Below are 19,667 nucleotides of genomic sequence, written 5' to 3'. Positions count from 1 at the left end.
CCTACGGCCGGCTTCAGCGCTCGCGGTTGTTACTGCGCTTCCCGAACGACTCATTCGGGTTATTGCTGCGGCTGTCCTGGTTGGCCGTGCCACGCCCGCCGCCACTCTGACCGCCGGTTTGCGTGGTGCCCTGCTGGTTACCGATGCTGCGGTCGCCGCCCTGCTGGCGTCCGCGCTCGAGGTCTGTATGACGCTCCCTGTTCTTCTTTGACATAGAAAAAGTTTCTGTACCGGCCGAAAGAATGGTGCCAAAACACCTTCACCAGAGCTTGCGGAGCGCTCTGTAAGCGGAAGAAAAAACGAACGTGGGAAAACTTTGGCTATACCGTTCCGGAATACTTGCCAAAGAGGGCCAGCAGGCAGGTCGCCAGCTCTTGCAGCGAGCGGAAGTCCAGGGGTTTTACGAGGAAGAGGTTGGCGCCGTCGTCGTAGGCATTGCGTACATCGAAGTGGGCGCTCGAGGTGGAGAGGATGCAGACCGGGATGTGTTTCCAGGCAGGCTCAGCGCGAAGGGCGCGCAGCGTTTCGCGGCCGTCCATCACCGGCATGTTGAGGTCGAGCACGATGAGGTGCGGGAGCTGGGTGGCAGCCCGCAACGCGTCGAGCGCGGCCACCCCGTTGCCTGCCTCCGTGAGCGTACAGGCGGGTCTATTACCTTGCAGTGCTTCCCCGAACAACTCGCGATCCGTCGCATCGTCGTCCACCAGCATGATCCTGAGCTCCTTTCCGGCTCCGGCAGTTCTTTCCATCCCGTCAAAAGTAGGGGAATGCCAGACCACTTTTTTTTCCGCGGCCCGGCAGGGTATCGTGTTTGTAGAGTAGATTTACGTTTCCTTAACCATGATTCCTACACAACCTGCCCCGCTGGATTCCCGCACCCTTTTCGAGCTCCTACTGGAGGCCGGCAAAGCCATCAATTCGGAGGTGGAGCTGGAAAAGGTGGTGCAGCGCGTGACCGATATCGCCACACAGCTCACCGGCGCCCGCTTCGGGGCTTTCTTTTACAACGTCATCAATGCCAGCGGCGAAGCCTTCGTGCTGTACACGATCTCCGGTGTTTCGCGCGAAGCCTTTTCGAAGTTCCCGATGCCGCGCAACACCAAGATCTTCGAGCCCACCTTTGCCGCCAGGGGCATCGTGCGCTACGACGATGTGACGGCCCAGCCCCATTACGCCCAGAACCCACCCTACCACGGCATGCCGCACGGGCACCTGCCGGTGCGCAGCTACCTGGCGGCGCCGGTCGTCAACCCATTTACGCAGGAAGCCATCGGCGGGCTTTTCTTCGGGCACCCCGACGTGGGGGTCTTCACCGAGGAGGCCGAGCGCCTGCTGGAGGGCATCGCCGCGCAGGCCGCCATCGCCGTCGGCAACGCCCGCCTGTTCGGTGAGAAAAAGGCCATCGAGCAGCGCCTCGTGGAGCAGAAAGAGCAATACCTCAGCATCTTCAACGCCACGTCCGACTCGATGATAATCTACGACGAGAACGGCACGATCGCCGAGGCCAATCCTTCCGCCTGCCGCATTTTCGGCTATGCCTACGAAGAGCTCATCGGCAAGCCGGCAGCCCTCCTCTTTGAAAATCCCGACGACTTCCGGGTGCTCAAGGAGATCGCGCTTTCGGGCAGGCAATACGCAGGCACCAACCGCCGCATCCGAAAGGACGGCAGCATCTTCACCGCCGAGTTCAAGGGCACCGACTTCATCTTCCGCGGCAAGCCGCACGTGCTGTCGATGGTGCGCGACGTGACGGACACCCAGGAAGTGCGCGCCGCCCTCGAGCGCAGCGAAACACTTTCCCAGGTCATTACGAGCGTGTCGCCCGTGGCGCTGTGGATGACCGATGACGAGCCGAAGACGATCTACATCAACCAGACCTGGTTCGACTGGGTGGGCGAGCGCGCAAACAGCGATCCGGACTATAGCTGGATCAACTCCGTGGTGCCCGCCGACCTGCCCCGGGCAAGGGCCACCTTCAAAGACGCCTTCGCAGCGCGGCGGGTGTTTTCGATGGACTTCCGCATCCAGCGGCGCAACGGCGAAGAGCGCTGGTGCTCGAGCCACGGCAGCCCCTACTACAAGCCCGACGGCTCCTTCGGCGGCTATGCCGGCTCGGTTACCGACATCACCGAACGCAAGCTTACGGAACAGCGCCTCGAGAGCCGCAACGTGCTCATCAACACCATCACCAACAATACCCTGCAGGCGCTCTTCCTGATGGACGATCGCCAGTTCTGCACCTATATGAACCCTGCGGCCGAAGCGATGACCGGCTACCGGATCGACGAGGTACAGGAAAAGCCGCTCCACTACTACATTCACCATACGCACCCCGACGGCCGGCACTTTCCCATCGAGGAATGCGCCATCGACCGGGCATTGCCTACCAAGAGCCAGACGCAGGGCGAGGAGGTATTTATCGACAAGAGCGGCCGCTTCTTCCCCGTGGCGTTCATCGCAAGCCCCATCATCGAGAAGGGGGTACCCAAGGGCACCGTGATCGAAGTGCGCGACATGACCGAGGAAAAGCGCGTTCAGGAGGAGCTGCGCACCCAGGAAAAGAAAGCGATGGCCCTGCTCGAGGAAAAGGTGCGCGAGCGCACCGTAGAGCTCGAGAAGCGCAACTACGAGCTGCTGCAGTTCACCAGCATCGCCTCGCACGACCTCAAAGAGCCGGTCCGAAAGATCTCGGTATTCAGCCGGCTCCTGCTCGACCGCATCGGCGGCGGCCTCGATACCGGCAACCAGCGTTACCTCAACAACATCATCGGCTCTGCCGACCGCATGATCCGCCTTATCGACGACCTCCTCTCCTTCTCCCGCCTGTCGCACCTGCGGCCTGCATTCGAGCCCGTTGACCTCAACGGACTCGTAAAAGGCATACTCGAAGACCTCGAGCTCCCCATCCGCGAGAAGAGCGCCGTGCTGGAGATCGCGCCGCTCCCGGTGGTAGACGGCATTCCCCTGCAACTTGGACAGATGTTCCAGAACCTGTTCAGCAACTCGCTCAAGTTCGCTCACCCCGACCGGGCGCCACGGATCAGCCTGACGGTTGTAGCACTACAGGCGGGCGACGAGCTGCACTACCGCTTTCAATACGAAGACAACGGCATCGGCTTCCATCCCGAGCAGGCCGAAAAGATCTTCGAGGTATTTCAGCGCCTCCATACCCGCGACCGCTACGAAGGCACCGGCGTAGGCCTCGCCATCGTGAAGAAGATCGTGGACCTGCACCACGGCAGCATCACCGCCTCCGGCGAAGAGAACATAGGCGCCCGGTTCGACATCACGCTTCCTGCGCGGCAGCCCGAATAGCCGGGAGGTCGTCTCTGAATGAGTTACTCCGCATCGTGACCTGAGGCATCAGGCGTCAGGCGCGAGGGCGAGCGCCCCCATTTGTGGCTTGCTCCTGACGCTTCACGCCTCACGCATTGAAGGGGGTCTTCATGAGGGAAAATGGCATAAAAAAAGCGACCACCAGGTCGCTTTTTTTATGCCGAGAAGGAAGCATCATTCTTCCCGCTCTGCGTTGCCGCCGTCGGTGCGGGGCGTGCGGTCGCCGCGCACCTTGCGCTCGGTTGCGCCCCCGTCCTTGCTGCGCGCCGCGCGGGCGCTGCCGCCCTCGCCACGGCTACGACGGCCCGTGCCCGTTGCGTTGGTGTTGGGATCGATACCGGCATTGTTCGGGGTGCCCATATTGCGGATGATCTCCACCGTGGTACCTGACTCGTTGCCAATGCCACCCGGCGCATCCGAAACACCCGTATACTGGTGCTGGTCGATGTGCCGCTCGTAGCCGCTGGCGCCGGTGCTGCGCGGGTTCACCCGCAGGCGGTTCTCCACGTGGCGCACACCGGAGATGGACTCCACCACGTCCTCGGCGCGGCGCTTCTCCTCGCGGCTCTCCACGGTGCCCATCAGGATCACCTCGTTGCCCGTTACCTGCACCTGGATGTGCGAAGCATCCACATGATCATCGTCGGTGAGGCGGTCGCAGATATCCTCGCGGATACGGTCTTCCGAGCGGCAGTAATCCTTGGGGCCGCGGCCACGGTGCCCACCCAGGAAGCCTTGCGGCGACGACTGTTGATGGGAGCCTGATTGCCCATACGGCATGGTGGCGCCATGACCGCGGTCCGACGACTGCTGCCAGCCGCCCTGCTGGTTGCTGCCGGGCGAAGGGTACCCGCTATGTGGGTTCATGCCTTCCTGGCCGCGCTGCTGCCCCCAGGATTGCTGTTGTTGCTGCCCGTAGTTGAGGTGCCCCGACTGGTTGTAGGAGCCATGCTCGTTGCGGCCGTTGCCCGTCTGGCCTTGCTGGCCATAGGAGGAGTTGCCCTGCACCTGGCCGCCGAAGCTTCCCTGGTCGCGGGAGCGGTCGTACCCGCCGGGGTTGAAGTCGTGGCCCGCGCCGCGGTTGCCGGGCTGCCCGTAGTTCCCCTGCTGCTGGCTGCCGCCGTACTGACCCGACTGCTGGTAGTTGCCCCCGTGGCGGAGTTCGGGATGCCGGTAGTCGCCCGAGGCGTGCTGCTGCCGGAATTCCTGCATACCGTTGTGCTGGTGTCCGTAATATTCGTTGTCGTTGTTGTCGGGCGTATAGCGAAGGTCGCGGGAGCCGCCGTATTGCTGCTGCTGCCCGTAGCCGGATCCCTGCTGGCTCGCATTGCTGTACGAATCGCCCGGGTTGCTGTGCCCGCGCTCCTGGTGCCGGAAGCGCTGGTCGTCGGCACTGCCTTGCCCGCCGCCCACATAGCGCTCGCCCGAATCGCCGAACTGGCGCACCGTACGCCCGCCGGTACGCTGCTGGCCGCCGTACTCGTTGGAGTCGGGAAGGTCCTCTTCGCCGCGCATCCATTTGTCCTGGAATCCCTGCCCGCCTGATTGGCTGTACTGGTCCTGGTTGCGGTAAGGGTCGCTGCCCCCGCTCTGCCCGGGACGATACCCCTCGGGGTATTGGTTTCTTTCTGCCATAAATTGTTTTTTTACGATGGTTGAATAGAAGACAATCGTAAAAGGAGGCACAGCAAATTTTGCACCCGACCATCGTATGGAAGAGGCGCTAACGGGGCTGTAGTTAAGGAGTCCGGCAAACCGATCAGAGGCGCCCATCGGCAGCCTGCAAGGTGATCACCGGTGCCTGAAGCGAGGGCACGGGCCCGAGTGAAGGCAGCGGGAGGAACACATGGAAGCGGGTACCTCTGCCGGGTGTGCTCTCCACGGTAATGGCACCGTGGTGGTAGTCCACGATCTTCTTGCAGAGCGCGAGACCCACGCCGGTGCCCGGATAGTCTGCGCCGTGCGGCAGGCGCTGAAACAGCGAAAAGATCTTGTCGGCAAAAGAAGGCTCGAAGCCGATCCCGTTGTCGGTGAACACGAGCTCAACATAGCGGGTACCAGCCTCGAGGCCGCCTGCCGGCACCGCATCGGCACCATGCGTTATGGCGGCTATGCTGACCCGCGGCGCCTCCTCCGAAAACTTGAGTGCATTGCTGATCAGGTTGCTGAACAGCTGGCCCAGTTGCAGGCGGTTGCCGATCACTACCGGCAACGGCATAGCGGTAAGCAGGGCGCCCTTTTCCTGGAGGAGCAGCTCGAGGTCTTCGCGGATGTGTGCAAGCACTTCGTTAAGGTCCACCGCGCAGCATTCGGCCCCGCTGCCGGAAACCTGGCTGTACTGCAGCACGTCGCGGATGAGTGCGCTCATGCGGCCTGCCGAGGCGATGATCTTCTGCAGGTAGCCTTCCAGCAGCGGCGGCTCGTGGAGGTGGCGCTTCGAAAGGTCGGCAAAGGTGACGAGCTTGCGCAGGGGCTCCTGCAGGTCGTGCGAGGCGATGTAGGCAAATTGCTCGAGCTCGCGGTTCGACTGCCCGAGCGCCCGGTTGAGCGCAGTAAGGCGCGCATTGCTCTCCATGATGCCCGTGATGTCGTGGCTCACGAGCAGCACCCTGTCTACGGCGCCGGCATCGTTGTGTAGCGGGATGTAGAAGTGCTCGTAGTAGTGCCCCGAAAGCGCGGAGCGGTGACTTTCTTCGCGCAGCAATCGGCCTTGCAGCGCGGCATCCAGCAGCGCCAGCACGCGGTCGCCTTTCATGCCGGGAAATAGCTCGTCGAGGCGGCGGCCGATGAGCGCGTCGCGCCCCTTTCCGAATACGAGCTCGCACTGGCGGTTGACGCTCACGTAGCGCCCTTCGCTGTCGAGCACGGCGATCAGATCAACGGAGGAGTCGATGATGTTCTCGGTAAGCTCCTTCTGCGCGCGGAGGGTGGCGTTGGCGGCTTCGAGCTGCGCGGTGCGCTCGGTCACTTTCTGCTCCAGGTTGCGGTTGAGGGAGCGGATCTCTTCGTTCTGCCGCTCGATCTGCGCCAGCATACCGTTGAAGGCATCGGTGAGCAGCCCGATCTCGTCGCCGCTGTGCGCGGTGGCCCGCACGGAGTAATCGCGGCGCTCCGATACCGCACGTGCCGTGCCCGCAAGCTGCAATATCGGCACCGACACCGAGCGCTGCAGGCGCCGCGAGTAGAGCACCGCGAGCCGCACGGCCACGGCGCTCACGAGCAGGGTCACGAGCAGGTAGCGGGCGAGGCGCTCGTATACCGGCTGCAGGTGCGTGCGCAGGTACAGGGTACCGTTGCGCTGCCCGCCGCCGGCCACCGGCAGGTAGCCTTCCACCGAGAGCGGGCCGGAGCGGTACTGCTCGGCGGGCGGGTTGGCGATAAAACGGATGTCTACGGCATGATCCGCAGGATAGTGCGCGAACAGGCGGCCCTTGGCGTCGTAGAGCCGTGCTTCTACAAGGTTGCGCTGGCTGTGGAGCGACCGGAGCACGGCCTGTGCCGCCTGCTGATCCCTGGCGGCGAGGGCAGCCGTACTGTTCACCGAAAGCAGGCGGCCGAGGGCGCCGAGCTCGCGCTGGGCCAGGCTGCGGTAGGTCAGGAATTCATACACCGACAGTACCGTGCAGGTCAGCAGCAGCACGAGGCCGCAGGTGAGGAGGATCACCCGGCGCAGCTTGTGTTGAATGGGGGTAAAGCGTTCCGGCATCAGCAGAGGATTTGGCCCCGGCGGCAGCGCCGGGAGGTGATACCACGCAGGCGACCGCGCGTCGCTTCGCATCTTTTGAAGAACGCTTGTAGTTCTACGGTACAGGCCTGCGCTTCCGTTCCGGTAGTTGCGGGCAAGGTATCGTCAGCCCCGGACCGGGGCGGCAGAGTTAAGGAGTGCCAGGGCATTTCGTCGGGTTTTGGCGGTTCGCCCTCCACTTACACAAAAGTGTTCCAAAGCCGTGTTCGGACACTCCTTTTTAGACCCGCTAAGGGTATTCCTGATGCCGTGCTCCGTCAGGGAAGTACGATCACCTTACCTCGCGTGCGGCCGGTTTCGATCTGGGCATGCGCGGCGGCCATCTCTTCAAATGGGAACCGGCTTTCCACCTGCGGCTTCAGGGCACCGCTGCTCAGGAGGCCGGCCAGCGCTTCCATGTCGGCGCCGCTTGAGTGCACGAGGTAGTTCTTTGCCGTAACGCCGCTTTCGGAGGCAGCAGCCAGTACCGGCTCCTTTGCGCCGCCCACGATCGAAACGAGTATGCCGCCGGGCCGCAACAACCGGAGCGACTGCAGCGTGGTATCGCCACCGATCGGGTCGAGCACCACGTCCACGGGCACTACAGCATCCCGTATATCTACGGCCGAATAATCGACAGGCTCGTCGACCCCCAATGTGCGCAGGAATTCCTGGTTGGCGGTGGAGGCGGTTCCTACCACCGTGGCGCCCAGGTGCCGGGCGATCTGTACGGCAAAGTGACCCACGCCGCCGGCTGCGGCATGCACCAGCACGCGTTGCCCGCGCTGCAGGCCCGCCTCGTGCACCAGCACCTGCCAGGCAGTGAGCGCGGCAAGGGTTGTGGCGGCAGCGGCTTCATGGGTGATGGCTTCCGGCTTGCGCGCGAGGTGCGCAACGGGCGCCACCACGTATTCCGCATAGCAGCGGCCGGAGCCCGGGAAGTTGATCATACCAAAGAGCGCATCGCCTATACCCACGCCGGCAACGCCTTCGCCGAGCGCATCGACTACTCCGGATACGTCCCAGCCTAGGATGGCCGGGGGCGCTTCCTGCAATTTGGAAAAGAAGGCGCCGCCCTTGCGGGTCTTCACGTCGACGGGATTGACGGAAAGCGCCCGCACGCGGAGGCGTACTTCACCGGGGCCCGGCTCGGGAACGGGCAGCGTGGTGTATTGTAGTTGTTCGGTGCCGCCGGCGCCGGCGAGGAGGATCGCTTTCATGCTGATGCTTTTGGATGTGTGCGACAAAAGTAACAGTGGGCCAGAAGGAGGTGCAGCCGGTTGTCGCTGGATAACGTTTATTGACAGGACGGTGACGGTAGGATTCTTCCCGGCGCAAGCGCCTGGCATACTTCAAAGCAGGACGCGGGTTTCACGCGGAGACGCAAAGTCGCAGAGACGCAAAGATTCATGGGTTAAGCGGAGTGCACGTCATCGCGAGCGCAGCGTCCCGAAGCCTCGGGGCAAACGCCCCCGTTACACGGTGTGTTCGAGAAACCTGCGTTACGCAGGATGCGAAAGTGGAATAGTTAGTAGAGCCAATGCTATGGGATGCAGTGGGCTGCTTCGTCCCGGCCTCATGCGTAACCGGGGACCCTTCGGCAAGCTCAGGATGACTAAACTTTGTTGCCCGCCAGCGGCGTGGGAGGCCTCGCAATGACTGCGCGCATCGGCCGCTGAGTGTACCATCGAATCGTCTCCATTTTCGTACGAGCAACCGCGTCTTCGACAAGTTCCGGATGACAAGTGTCTCTTCTCAGGCAAGGCCTGTCGAAGCCACCTCATCATCCCATCACCCCATTCTCCCATTACCCCATTATTCCCGCGATCAACTCATACGACCGGATGCGCGCATCGAGGTCGAAGGTGTTAGTGGTGATCATGACCTCCTGCACGCCCGTTTCGGCGATGAAGTCGTCCAGTCCCTCCTTCACGGTGGCGGCGCTACCCACGAAGGCATAGCGGGCCATGTGCTGCACGGCGGCGCGCTCCGCATCGTTCCAGTGACCGTCCATTGAAACCACGGGTGGAGCCAGCGGCTGGCGGTGGTTGCGCACGAGGCCGAGGATCAGGCGGTAGAAGGACGTGGCGAGGTGCTGCGCTTCGGCATCGGTGCCGGCCGCCAGGGCGTTGACGCAGGCCAGCGCATAGGGCGCAGCGAGGTAGCGCGAGGCGCGGAACCGCTCCCTGTAGATATACAGTGCCTCCTGCAGGTGGGTTGGCGCGAAATGCGACGCAAAGGCGAACGGCAGTCCAAGCACCGCTGCGAGCTGCGCGCCGTAGGTGCTGGAGCCGAGGATCCACACCGGCACCTCCGAACCCTCGCCCGGGATCGCACGCACGCGTGCCGAGGCGTCGCGCGGAGCGAGGTAGGCGAGCAGTTCCTGCACATCGCGGGGAAAATCGTCGGCGCCCTGCAGGCTCCGGCGGAGGGCGTGCGAGGTCACCGGGTCGGTGCCGGGCGCGCGGCCGAGGCCGAGGTCGATGCGGCCGGGATGCAGCGCGGCAAGAGTGCCAAACTGCTCGGCGATGAGGAGCGGGGCGTGGTTGGGCAGCATGATGCCGCCGGCGCCCACGCGGATGGCCGACGTCTGCGCGGCCACGTGACCGATGAGCACGCTGGTGGCAGCGGAGGCTACGCTCTCCATATTGTGGTGCTCGGCAAACCAGTAGCGGGTGTACCCGAAGCGCTCAGCCGCCTGCGCGAGGGCCACGCTGCGGCGGAAGGCATCGGCCGCATCGGCGCCCTGCACGATGGTAGCGAGATCAAGTACGGAAAGCGGGATGGGCGAGGACATAGGTTGCATGAAGTGCAAAGCTACTGAGGGGGCATATCACGGAACAGTCATTTCACTTTTCCGATTGGAAAGTCAAAAATCAAAGGCTAATAGCCTTGGCGTTCTTCCTGAAAGCTGCATCCACACGAAATAAGAAAGGAGAAAGGAGTGGCGGGCAAGCGGACACCTGTTTGCCTTATTCCCACGAGAAGCACTCTTTTCTACGACGGGCGCGACGGAGGCGGAGGCGTTGCACGACGAGGTTCCCGAGGAGGGGTCCTGCGGCGAGGCCGGCAAAGGCGATGAGCTGGGTGTAAAGGGGCCAACGCCCGACGAAGAAGGAGAGCGCGGCATAGGCCGCAAGAAGCACAGCGGCGAGGACCCAGGCGGCCGTGCGGCGCGGCCAGAGAAGGGCGGTAGCGATTCCGCCGGCAAGGGCCGCCACGAGAAAGGCGCCCTGACGCAGCGCAAGCCAAAGCGGTACCTGCAGAACAGGCGGCAGCGTTGCCAGCCAGCCGTCATCGGGCGACAGGAGCACCAGGGCGACAAAGGAAAGCACGGCTACCAGGAGCCCCACGAACACCGCCACCCCTCCCTGCCGGAAGAGGCGCGAATACAATCTATCGCGACGAGCGGACATGACCCGGAAGTTACGGCAAGCGGGGGAAAAGGAGGTTTAGGGGGTTTAGGGGATCGGTGCAATGGAGCTGGGCGGGTGGAGCCACCGACTCGCAGCGGGCGCCGACCGTAGATCTACGGGCGGGGAGTGTGCTCGAAGGTGAAGTCCTGCGGCGGGGCCGCCGCCTGCAGGCGGCGGCGTTGGCGGCGCCATACGGGCCAGTGCCCGAGCAGGGGACCGGCGATGACCAACGCATAAATCCCTATCCACTCGCCGGGCTCTGCCGTATTGAACCCATAGGTTATGGCGATCAGCACCACGTAGAAAACGCTTTGCGACCCGGCCACCGTCCACCGGGGCGCCACGAGGGCGCCGAGGGCGCCACCGCCCGCGAGGCCCGCCAGCATGATGGCGCAGGAGGCTGCCCAGCCGGAGTTCGTTTCCATCCGCGCTTCGTCCCAGCCGAGGCCTCGGGTGAGGAGCACGAAACCGGCTGCCGCCAACAGCGAGGAAGCACCGATGCCGGCGATAAAGGCAAGAAACGAAAACAGGAGGGAGCGGGTGCGGAACATAGGGGCAAGATACGGCAGCGGGCGGAGCCACCCAATGCTTTGGGAACGAACCAATGACCCGACTTGCGACGCACTCGGACCGGCCAGGTCAAACCATCAAAACCCTGCAAAACCTCCCAAAACCCTTTCCGCTACCTTTGCCCCATGTCTCAACCCGCTTTCGACCTTCCTTCCCTTGTCGCCGCCGCCGGCATCGACGCCCTCAACCCCATGCAGGAGGCCATGCTCGCCGCTACGGAGGAGCACCCCCATGTGGAGCTGCTGTCGCCCACCGGCTCCGGCAAAACCCTCGCCTTCCTGCTCCCCCTCGTGCGCACGCTCGAAAAAGGCAAGAAGGGCACGCAGGCCCTCATCGTGGTGCCCTCGCGCGAACTGGCGCTGCAGATCGAGGAGGTGTACCGCAAGCTCCGCACGGGCTTCAAGGTCACGGCCACCTACGGGGGGCATAAGCGCGAGATCGAAGAGCAAAGCCTCACAGAGGCCCCTGCACTCATCGTAGGCACCCCCGGCCGCATCGGCGACCACCTGCGCCGCGAAAACATCAAGCCCGAAGGCATCCACACCCTCGTGCTCGACGAGTTCGACAAATCGCTCGAGCTCGGCTTCCGCGAGGAGCTCGAGTTCATCGTGCGCTCGATCCCTTCGCTGGAGCGCCGCTATCTTACCTCGGCCACACGTGCCGAAGAGGTGCCCGACTTCGTGGGCGCCACGGACCTCCATACGCTCGACTTCCTGCCTGAGGACGGCGAGGCAAAAGACGCCCTCCTGCTGCAGTCGGTAACGTCGACGGAGGCCGACAAGCTCGAGACCCTGTTCGCCCTCCTCTGCAACCTGGGCCGCGGGCCGGCCATCATCTTCTGCAACCACCGCGAGAGCGTGGAGCGCACCGGCGCCTTCCTCACCGAGAAAAGCATCTCGCACGTGTGGTACCACGGCGCCATGGAGCAGCGCGACCGCGAAGTGGCCCTCGCCAAGTTCCGCAACGGCTCGGCTTCCTTCCTCGTCACCACCGACCTTGCTGCGCGCGGTCTCGACATCCCGCACATCCGCGCCATCATCCACTACCACCTCCCTCCCACCGAAGATTCCTTTACGCACCGCAACGGCCGCACCGCCCGTATGGACGCCTCCGGTACCGCCATCCTCATCCTCGGTCCGGAAGAGAAAGTGCCCGCCTACATCACCGCTCCCGTGGAGCCCGTAGAAATACGTACCGACATGGGCCTGCCCGAGAAGCCCAAATGGACCACCTTCTTTGTGGGCGCCGGCAAAAAAGACAAGGTGAACAAGATTGACATCGTGGGCTTCTTCGCGCAGAAGGGGGAGCTCAAATCCGAAGACATCGGCCTCATCGAGGTGAAGGATTTCTTCTCCTTCGTAGCCATCCGCAGAAGCAAGGCCAGCGCCGTGCTCATGGCCATCAAAGACCATAAGCTGAAGGGCAGGAAGATGAAGATCGATATCGCGAAATAAGTCATCGAAGGGAAAGAAGTGATTCTTACCGCTAAGAAAAGAAGAGGCTAAGGTATTCGCTAAGAAAAGGTCCCGCTGACGCGGGACTTTTGATATCTGATCTCAACTATCGAAACTCGGATCCCTTCCGATTAGAACATTCATTCCACCCGGACAGTGGCCGAGGGAGAAGCCAGCGATGCACTTACGACGCCCTTTTATCACGAGAGCGAGTGTCAGAGAGGTACTCCAATGCAGGCGGCAATGCGACGATAGGCAGACGGGGTTCTGTAACCTGCAACAGGATTGCTACCGGAACGAATGCTTCACCTATGTGCCCCCTTGGGGGGACAGGGGGCCGCTAATATCATTCTAACATCCTCATAATTGCCTTCTAATCCTCCTTAACACCTGCTGCAACGGCCTCGCTGGAACTTTGAGCCAAGCAAACCGTGTAGCATGAAGATCAACCTGGCGCTGGTATTGGCAATCATCGTTGCCGTGGGACTGGTTGCCCTCGGCTTCACCGCCTTCCAGATCTCCTCAGAGCGCGAAAAGCTGAACACTGAGCTGCAGGCGCGCGCCGTGCGCAACGGCGACGAATTCTACCGCCTCCACCTCGACAGCCTCGCGCTTCGCGACAGCGTGCTGCAGGACCGTGCCGACTCGCTGGCCGGGGCGTACTCCTTCGAGGCCGTACTCCTGTACCACCGCCCCGACAGCATGCTCCCGCTCAAGCCCCCCACCATCCCGGTTTCCACACCCGGCAGCGATCATATCGACCTTGCCCTGAGCGCCGACTCCTCGCTCACCCGCCTCACCGAAGGAGGCAGGGGCTCGCTGTTCGAATACATCAAGGTAGTGCGCCGCGACTCGCTCCCACCCATTGCTATCGCCTACTACACCGACGCTTCCTACATCGACCGGATCATCAACAGCATCTGGATGCGCAACTTCGCCCGCTGGTTCATCCAGGCGCTCCTCATCTCGGTGGTGACCCTCCTGATCGTGCGGCGCGGCGTGCTGCTGCCGGTGAACCGCGTCATAGCCTGGGTGCGCGCCGCCCGCCAGGGCAACGTATCGGAACTGCAGCAAACGGCACCCAACTCGTTTCTCTCTCCCCTCTACCAGGAGATCACCGGCATCGCCCACGCGATGCGCGAGGCACAGGCACAGGCACGCGAGGAGGCACGCCTCCGCACCTCCGCCGAAGCCGTATGGACACCCGAGCGCCTCAACGAAGAGATGCGCCACCTCCTGCGCAACCGAAAGCTGATCGTGGTGTCGAACCGGGAGCCCTACATGCACATCCGGCAGGGCAAGGAAATTAAATGCATCATGCCCGCGAGTGGTATGGTTACGGCGCTGGAGCCTATTCTCAAGGCCTGCGGTGGCCTTTGGATCGCCTCAGGCTCCGGAGATGCCGACCGTGAGACGGTAGACGCGCACGATAAGGTGCTGGTGCCGCCCGGGGAGGGTAAATACACGCTGCGCCGAATCTGGATCACGAAGGAGCAGGAACAGCATTTCTACTATGGCTTCTCCAACGAGGGACTCTGGCCCCTGTGCCACATCGCACATACCAGGCCTGTCTTCCGCAAGGAAGACTGGGAGCACTATTGCGCCGTGAACGAGCAGTATGCCGCCGCCGTGCTCGAGGAGATCGAAGGTGAAGTGGAGCCGTTTATCCTGGTACAGGATTACCACTTCGCGTTGCTGCCGCGCCTCATCAAGGAGCGGCGTCCCGATGCGCGCGTCGCCATCTTCTGGCACATCCCCTGGCCCAATCCGGAATCGTTCGGCATTTGTCCCTGGGAGAAAGAACTGCTCCTGGGCATGCTGGGCGCCGACCTGGTGGGCTTCCATACACAGTACCATTGCAACAATTTCCTCGAAACGGTCAACGGGTCGCTGGAGTCGCGGGTGATCTGGGAGCATTTCGCCGTCAAGATCGGCTCGCGGCTGACGCAAGTGAAGCCTTTTCCCATCAGCATCGCCTTTACACTCAAAGACCTCGAGGCAGAGTCGGGCCCCGCCCGCACCGAAGCCACCGAATTGCTGCGGCAATATGGCATCAGCGCCGAAAGCTTCGGCATTGGCGTGGACCGCATCGACTACACCAAGGGTCTAACCGAGAAGTTCCTTGCCGTGGAGCGCTTCTTCGCCCAGCATCCCGAGTACATCGGACGCTTCACCTTCGTGCAGATCGGCGCGCCGAGCCGGTCGCTGCTAAAAAGCTACTCCGACACCATCAGTGCCGTGGACGCCGAGGCCGAGCGCATCAACTTCAAGCTGAAGACGAAAGGTTGGCAGCCCATCCTGCTCCTCAAGAAGCACCACAGCCACGAAGAAATCCTGCCCTTCTACCAGGCCGCGAAATTCTGCCTCGTCACCTCGCTTCACGACGGAATGAACCTCGTGGCCAAGGAATTCATCGCCACGCGGCAGCACAACGACGGCGTGCTGATCCTGAGCCAGTTTGCGGGTGCCGCCCACGACCTTCACGGCGCGCTCATCGTGAACCCCTACGACACCGAAGGCAGTGCGGCGGCCATCTACGAGGCACTCGAGATGCCCGAAGCCCGCCAGCAGCAAACGATGAGCGGCCTGCGCCGCACCGTCATGCGCAAAAACGTATACGCCTGGGCGGCCGACATCCTGAAGTCGATGGCCGCGATCAACGGATAAAGAGCATCTCCGACCTGTGATCGAGGATCTCAGATGGGATTTGTGATGTGTGATTTGTGATTTCAGATTTGTGTTCGGGCAAGTGTCCATTAGGTTTTGATTCTTTACCAAACTGGATATCTGGTTTATTTACGCGAAGCAGTTTTTTGCCCGCTAATTCCCGCGTGCGCACAAACCCATGGTACGGCTTAATTATACTTACGATGTGAAGCAATGGCTGTAAAGGTGCAAACACTGCGATCTAAGTCCCCCCCCTGGGACAGGGGTGCCCGGTTGCGAAAAGAATTTCCGAACAAAGTTCCCCTTTGGGGGACAGGGGCCGTGCGTAGCTTTGAACGTATGCAATTAGGCCTTTACTCCTTCGGCGACGTCGGCACGCACCCCGACACCGGCGCGCACCTATCCCCACAGCAACGCCTGCGCGATCTTCTCGAAGAAATACGGGTGGCCGATGAAGCGGGGCTCGACGTGTTCGGTGTTGGCGAACACCACCGTCCCGACTACGCCGTATCGGCGCCAGCCACCGTGCTGGCGGCAGCTGCGGTGCAAACGAAGCAGATCCGCCTGACGAGCGCCGTCACCGTACTCTCCTCCGACGACCCGGTACGTGTCTTCCAGCAGTTTGCCACCGTAGATCTACTGTCGAACGGACGCACCGAGCTCATGGCAGGCCGCGGCTCCTTCATCGAATCGTTTCCGCTCTTCGGCTACGACCTTGACCTGTACGATGCGCTCTTCTCCGAAAAGCTTGACCTTCTGTTGGAGATCCGGAAGCAAACGATGGTCAGCTGGAAGGGAACGCACGCGCAAACCATCCGGGAGCGTGGCGTCTGGCCCCGCCCTGTGCAGCGCCCCCTCCCTGTTTGGATCGCGGTTGGCGGCACGCCCGAGTCGATCGTGCGCGCCGGTGAGTACGGGCTGCCGCTTGCCCTTGCCATCATCGGCGGACAGCCCGCGCAGTTCGCCCCGCACATCCGGTTGTACAAGGAAGTGTATGAAAAGTCCGGCCACGATACCGCGCAGCTGCAGGTGGGGATCAACTCGCATTGCTTCCTGGCCGAAACCTCGCAGAAAGCGCGGGATATTTTCTGGCCGCCCTATGCAGAGGTGATGCGGCGCATCGGGCGTGAGCGCGGCTGGCCACCCATGAGCCGCGCCCAGTTCGACGCGTCCTGCGGTCCCAAAGGCGCGCTCCTCGTAGGCTCACCACAGGAGGTCGCCGATAAGATCGCCTACCAGCAGGAGCTGTTCGGGCACACCCGCTTCCTCGCCCAGATGAGCATCGGTCCCATCGCCCACGCCGACGTGCTCCGCTCCATCGAGCTCTTTGCCACACTCAAAAAGCCCCAATGAAAAAGCCCCGCTGATGCGGGGCTTTTTGATCTCAGCTGTCAGATGTAATGATCGCAGATGTGTTTCAGGTCGAAGGGCTCCTAATGTTATCAGGCCGTACGATGTATCGTTGATCAAACAGACCGATAAACACTTCTTCTACGTACTTGCCTTGAGTTCAGATCTCCGATGTATTGATCTCAGATCTGTTTCAGGCCGTACGTTTCTTCGTGTTATCAGGCTTTACTTTTTACCAATAGACAAATAGACCAATACCCGTTCTACTTGCCCTGGGAAAGGATCACCGCGCTGTAAGCAGGCACCTGCACCGACGTATGCCGGAGGTCGCGCTTCAGGTAGCGGCCGTTGTGGTCGAACGCAACGGCCCAGGAGCCTTCGCCGAGCGGTACCGCCACCGGGCCGGCCGTGCCGTTGAACGCCACAAGGATCGTACTCCAGCTATCTCCTACCGCGGCCCCATTGATACGGTACACCACAGTTCCCGGCGCCGACGACTCGAACTTCAGGTGTTTCGCGATATCGGCCGCGCTGGTCATCCGGAAAGCCGGGTGCGCCTTGCGCAGCTCAATGAGCGCACGCATATAGTCGAACGTGAATTTATTCTTCGTCTTCAGCGACCAGTCGATCGCATTCACCGAGTCGGGTGAATTGTAAGAGTTCTCGACGCCCTTCTTCCCGCGCAGGAACTCGGTGCCGGCGTGCAGGAAGGGAATACCCTGCGACGTAAGCACGATGGTGTTGGCAAGGCGTTGCATCCGCGCACGGTCTTCTTCCGACGCATCGGTAGCGGAGATGGCGAGCTTATCCCAAAGCGCGTGGTTGTCGTGGCATTCGCAATAGGTGACGGTACCGGCCGGCGATGCCGCATAGGGCTTCTTCGAATAGTTCACTTTACTGTAGTCGACCTGCGGGTGCTGTGTGGATGCGACGATCCCGAACTTGATGCTCTCTTCCATGCCCGACTTGCCCGAGGCGAAGCCGCGGTCGTGGTGATCGAATACGGAGCCCTTGATGCCGTCGCGGATGTCGTCGCTGAACACGGCCACACCTTGCAGCTGCATGCCGTTGGCTTTGAGTGCCCGTTGCGCGTCGGGCAGCGGCGAGGCGCCGGCCGTCCAGCCTTCACCGTAAAGCAGGATGTCGGGCTTCACCTTGTGCAGCTCCGTAGCAATACGGTTCATCGTCTCGATGTCGTGCACACCCATGAGGTCGAAGCGGAAGCCGTCCACGTGGTATTCCTTCACCCAGTGCAGTACCGACTCGATCATGAACTTGCGCATCATCGGGCGCTCGGAGGCGGTCTCGTTGCCGCAGGCAGTGGCGTCGGAGAAGGAGCCGTCTGCCTTCTGGCGGTAGTAATACCCCGGCACCAGGATATTGAAATTGGAGTTGTGCGACTTCGCCGTGTGGTTGTAGACCACGTCCATCACCACCTTGAGTCCCTTCTTATGAAACGACTGCACCAGCTGCTTGAATTCGCGGATGCGCACAGCGCCGTCGTCAGCCCTGGTGGCATAAGAACCCTCCAGCGCGTTGTAGTTGAGCGGGTCGTATCCCCAGTTGTATTGCACCTTATCGGGACGCGATTCGTCCACCGAGTTGTAATCGAAGGAAGGCAGCAAGTGCACGTGCGTCACGCCGAGCTCGGCAAGGTGGTCGATACCGGTGGCGGCGCCGCCCGCGTTGCGGGTACCGCTCTCGGTAAGCCCGAGAAACTTACCTCTATGGCTGGCGCCCGAAGAAGCATGTATCGATGCGTCGCGTACATGCAGCTCATACAGTACCGCATCCGTAGGATTACGGGTCACCGGCGCCTTGTCGGCCGTCCAGCCCGCGGGGTTCGTCTTGCGGAAGTCGATCACCTGGCCACGGCGGCCATTTACGCCTACGGCGGTTGCATAGGGGTCGGTCACTTCCTCGCTCCACTTGCCGTTGTGCTGCACCTGGAACGCATAGTAGCGCCCCTCCAGGTTGCCGGGCACGGTGGCGGCCCAGGTACCGCCGGCGTCCTTCTTCATCGCTACGGTGCGCAGGGCGGTACCGCCGGCCCCTTCGCGGTAGAGCAGCACGCGCGCCGCCGCCGCCGTGGGCGCCCAGATGCGGAACTGCGCCCGCTGCGGGCTCCAGCGAAGGCCAAGGTCGGTGCCGTTATAGACAGGATAGGAGGAATAGTCGGGGGCCTGCGCGCCGGCGCTGGAGCAGAGCAGGGCGGCCGCGGCTACGGGAAAGAGTCGGTGGATGAGGTCCATGCGCTAAAGATAATACGCCGGGCCGTTGCCCCCTTGTTAATAAGAAGACGATCCGGAAAGGGCATACCGCACTCGTCGCTCACATCGCCCTTCGCTCGGCTATATCCTGCCGGTGCGCGCCCTCCGCTCCCGGCTGTCGCAGCTCCTCGTCGGAGCGCTTCTTGAGTCGCTCGAAGAGCGCGATCACCAGCAGCAGCCAGGCAAAGCCGATGCAGATTCCCGCCAGCACGTCGCTCGGATAGTGTACCCGCAGGTATACGCGGCTGAACCCGATAAGGAGTGAAAAAAGGATCAGCAGGACGCCGCCGGCGACGCGCAGCGGCTTCGGCAGCTCCGTCTTCCAGAGCAGGTAGGCCAGCAGGCCGTAGAAGATAAAGGCCGACGTGGCGTGGCCGCTGGGAAAGGAAAAGTTCTCGAGCTTGCCGATGAGCGGGTGGGGCGGCCGCACCCGCTGGAAGGAAAGCTTCATCACGTAATTGAGGAGGTGCCCGCCAAGGCCGGCCACCCCGATCTCAAGCGCCCGCTTCCAGTTCTTGCGCAGCAGCAGCCCTCCTACCAGCAGTGCGTACCCTACCTGCAGAAAGCCCGCGGAGGCGCAGTGCGTGACCGTCTCCATAAACGGCGTCCAGGCGGGGTCCACCACATGCGTTGCCATATAAGCGAGCACCGCGTTGTCGGCTGCCTCTTCCTTCGCCCAGAGTACGGTGTGGGCGATATAGGTAAAGCCGAGCAGGGCACCTGCCAGCAACAGGAGGAGCGCCAACAGGCGGAGCGGCAACTTGCCCAAATAACGCTTCAGGAAGGAAGTACTGCTCTGCATGCCCGCCCTGTGTAAAAAAAGGGTGCCGGGCCGGGCAGAAAAAAGCCCTTCCGGAGCGAAAGGGTTTATTCAGGCTGG

At 62.3% G+C, this 19,667-nt stretch carries 14 protein-coding genes; 4 read left to right on the top strand and 10 right to left on the bottom strand.

The genetic code is table 11. The features are described 5' to 3' along the window. Positions 1–13 precede the first annotated feature (13 nt). Positions 14–214: a hypothetical protein gene (locus ABD937_RS16210; RefSeq protein WP_345256819.1), complete on the bottom strand. Its 201-nt coding sequence runs from the start codon at positions 212–214 to the stop codon at positions 14–16. A gap of 106 nt (positions 215–320) precedes the next feature. Beyond that, positions 321–749, bottom strand: coding sequence for a response regulator (locus ABD937_RS16205; RefSeq protein ID WP_345256818.1), 429 nt, complete (start codon positions 747–749; stop codon positions 321–323). Between the two features lie 91 nt (positions 750–840). Here ABD937_RS16205 and ABD937_RS16200 point away from each other — a divergent pair, with 91 nt between their 5' ends. Beyond that, positions 841–3,315, top strand: coding sequence for a GAF domain-containing sensor histidine kinase (locus ABD937_RS16200; RefSeq protein ID WP_345256817.1), 2,475 nt, complete (start codon positions 841–843; stop codon positions 3,313–3,315). A 195-nt stretch (positions 3,316–3,510) separates the two neighbouring features. Here ABD937_RS16200 and ABD937_RS16195 read toward each other — a convergent pair whose 3' ends face one another. The 6 genes from ABD937_RS16195 to ABD937_RS16170 all read right to left on the bottom strand — a co-directional run bounded on the left by ABD937_RS16195 (position 3,511) and on the right by ABD937_RS16170 (position 11,027). After that, the gene (locus ABD937_RS16195; protein WP_345256816.1) at positions 3,511–4,971 is read right to left on the bottom strand and encodes a BON domain-containing protein; all 1,461 of its coding nucleotides are present in this window, start codon (positions 4,969–4,971) and stop codon (positions 3,511–3,513) included. A 124-nt stretch (positions 4,972–5,095) separates the two neighbouring features. Beyond that, positions 5,096–7,042 (bottom strand): sensor histidine kinase, YfiR-like protein-associated, encoded by a 1,947-nt coding sequence (locus tag ABD937_RS16190; protein ID WP_345256815.1) that lies wholly within the window; start codon positions 7,040–7,042, stop codon positions 5,096–5,098. Between the two features lie 296 nt (positions 7,043–7,338). Continuing rightward, complete coding sequence (locus tag ABD937_RS16185; protein ID WP_345256813.1) at positions 7,339–8,280, bottom strand: NADP-dependent oxidoreductase; 942 nt, start codon at positions 8,278–8,280, stop codon at positions 7,339–7,341. 587 nt (positions 8,281–8,867) lie between these two features. Then, a complete protein-coding gene (locus tag ABD937_RS16180) occupies positions 8,868–9,866 on the bottom strand; it encodes an LLM class flavin-dependent oxidoreductase (protein ID WP_345256812.1) in 999 nt (332 codons plus the stop codon). Positions 9,867–10,032: 166 nt separating this feature from the next. Continuing rightward, positions 10,033–10,476: a hypothetical protein gene (locus ABD937_RS16175; protein WP_345256810.1), complete on the bottom strand. Its 444-nt coding sequence runs from the start codon at positions 10,474–10,476 to the stop codon at positions 10,033–10,035. Between the two features lie 113 nt (positions 10,477–10,589). Beyond that, positions 10,590–11,027 carry a hypothetical protein gene (locus tag ABD937_RS16170; RefSeq protein WP_345256809.1) on the bottom strand — a complete coding sequence of 146 codons (438 nt, stop codon included), beginning with the start codon at positions 11,025–11,027 and terminating at the stop codon, positions 10,590–10,592. A 144-nt stretch (positions 11,028–11,171) separates the two neighbouring features. Between ABD937_RS16170 and ABD937_RS16165 the strand changes: the two genes are divergently transcribed. From ABD937_RS16165 to ABD937_RS16155, 3 genes are all read left to right on the top strand, one after another. Beyond that, positions 11,172–12,500 (top strand): DEAD/DEAH box helicase, encoded by a 1,329-nt coding sequence (locus tag ABD937_RS16165; protein ID WP_345256808.1) that lies wholly within the window; start codon positions 11,172–11,174, stop codon positions 12,498–12,500. Between the two features lie 438 nt (positions 12,501–12,938). Beyond that, a complete protein-coding gene (locus tag ABD937_RS16160) occupies positions 12,939–15,167 on the top strand; it encodes an alpha,alpha-trehalose-phosphate synthase (UDP-forming) (protein ID WP_345256807.1) in 2,229 nt (742 codons plus the stop codon). Between the two features lie 339 nt (positions 15,168–15,506). After that, a complete protein-coding gene (locus tag ABD937_RS16155; protein ID WP_345256805.1) occupies positions 15,507–16,520 on the top strand; it encodes an LLM class flavin-dependent oxidoreductase in 1,014 nt (337 codons plus the stop codon). A gap of 260 nt (positions 16,521–16,780) precedes the next feature. Here ABD937_RS16155 and pulA read toward each other — a convergent pair whose 3' ends face one another. Both pulA and ABD937_RS16145 read right to left on the bottom strand, forming a co-directional pair. Then, the gene (gene pulA, locus ABD937_RS16150; protein WP_345256804.1) at positions 16,781–18,769 is read right to left on the bottom strand and encodes a type I pullulanase; all 1,989 of its coding nucleotides are present in this window, start codon (positions 18,767–18,769) and stop codon (positions 16,781–16,783) included. 79 nt (positions 18,770–18,848) lie between these two features. Then, positions 18,849–19,589 (bottom strand): phosphatase PAP2 family protein, encoded by a 741-nt coding sequence (locus tag ABD937_RS16145; protein ID WP_345256803.1) that lies wholly within the window; start codon positions 19,587–19,589, stop codon positions 18,849–18,851. Between the last annotated feature and the right edge of the window lie 78 nt (positions 19,590–19,667).

Origin of the sequence: Flaviaestuariibacter amylovorans, assembly GCF_039541815.1 — a bacterium.
In the GTDB taxonomy this organism is placed as follows: Bacteria; Bacteroidota; Bacteroidia; order Chitinophagales; family Chitinophagaceae; genus Flavisolibacter; species Flavisolibacter amylovorans.
Note: the sequence above shows the minus strand (reverse complement) of the source record. Positions and strands in the feature narration are given on the sequence as shown.

Bases quoted from the DNA above. Each gene is read 5' to 3' on its own strand.
- ABD937_RS16190 (WP_345256815.1), bottom strand. From the start codon at position 7,042: ATGCCGGAACGCTTTACCCCCATTCAACACAAGCTGCGCCGGGTGATC.
- ABD937_RS16185 (WP_345256813.1), bottom strand. From the start codon at position 8,280: ATGAAAGCGATCCTCCTCGCCGGCGCCGGCGGCACCGAACAACTACAA.
- ABD937_RS16165 (WP_345256808.1), top strand. From the start codon at position 11,172: ATGTCTCAACCCGCTTTCGACCTTCCTTCCCTTGTCGCCGCCGCCGGC.
- ABD937_RS16155 (WP_345256805.1), top strand. From the start codon at position 15,507: ATGCAATTAGGCCTTTACTCCTTCGGCGACGTCGGCACGCACCCCGAC.
- ABD937_RS16200 (WP_345256817.1), top strand. From the start codon at position 841: ATGATTCCTACACAACCTGCCCCGCTGGATTCCCGCACCCTTTTCGAG.
- ABD937_RS16195 (WP_345256816.1), bottom strand. From the start codon at position 4,971: ATGGCAGAAAGAAACCAATACCCCGAGGGGTATCGTCCCGGGCAGAGC.
- ABD937_RS16170 (WP_345256809.1), bottom strand. From the start codon at position 11,027: ATGTTCCGCACCCGCTCCCTCCTGTTTTCGTTTCTTGCCTTTATCGCC.
- ABD937_RS16175 (WP_345256810.1), bottom strand. From the start codon at position 10,476: ATGTCCGCTCGTCGCGATAGATTGTATTCGCGCCTCTTCCGGCAGGGA.
- ABD937_RS16145 (WP_345256803.1), bottom strand. From the start codon at position 19,589: ATGCAGAGCAGTACTTCCTTCCTGAAGCGTTATTTGGGCAAGTTGCCG.
- ABD937_RS16205 (WP_345256818.1), bottom strand. From the start codon at position 749: ATGGAAAGAACTGCCGGAGCCGGAAAGGAGCTCAGGATCATGCTGGTG.
- pulA (WP_345256804.1), bottom strand. From the start codon at position 18,769: ATGGACCTCATCCACCGACTCTTTCCCGTAGCCGCGGCCGCCCTGCTC.
- ABD937_RS16210 (WP_345256819.1), bottom strand. From the start codon at position 214: ATGTCAAAGAAGAACAGGGAGCGTCATACAGACCTCGAGCGCGGACGC.
- ABD937_RS16180 (WP_345256812.1), bottom strand. From the start codon at position 9,866: ATGCAACCTATGTCCTCGCCCATCCCGCTTTCCGTACTTGATCTCGCT.
- ABD937_RS16160 (WP_345256807.1), top strand. From the start codon at position 12,939: ATGAAGATCAACCTGGCGCTGGTATTGGCAATCATCGTTGCCGTGGGA.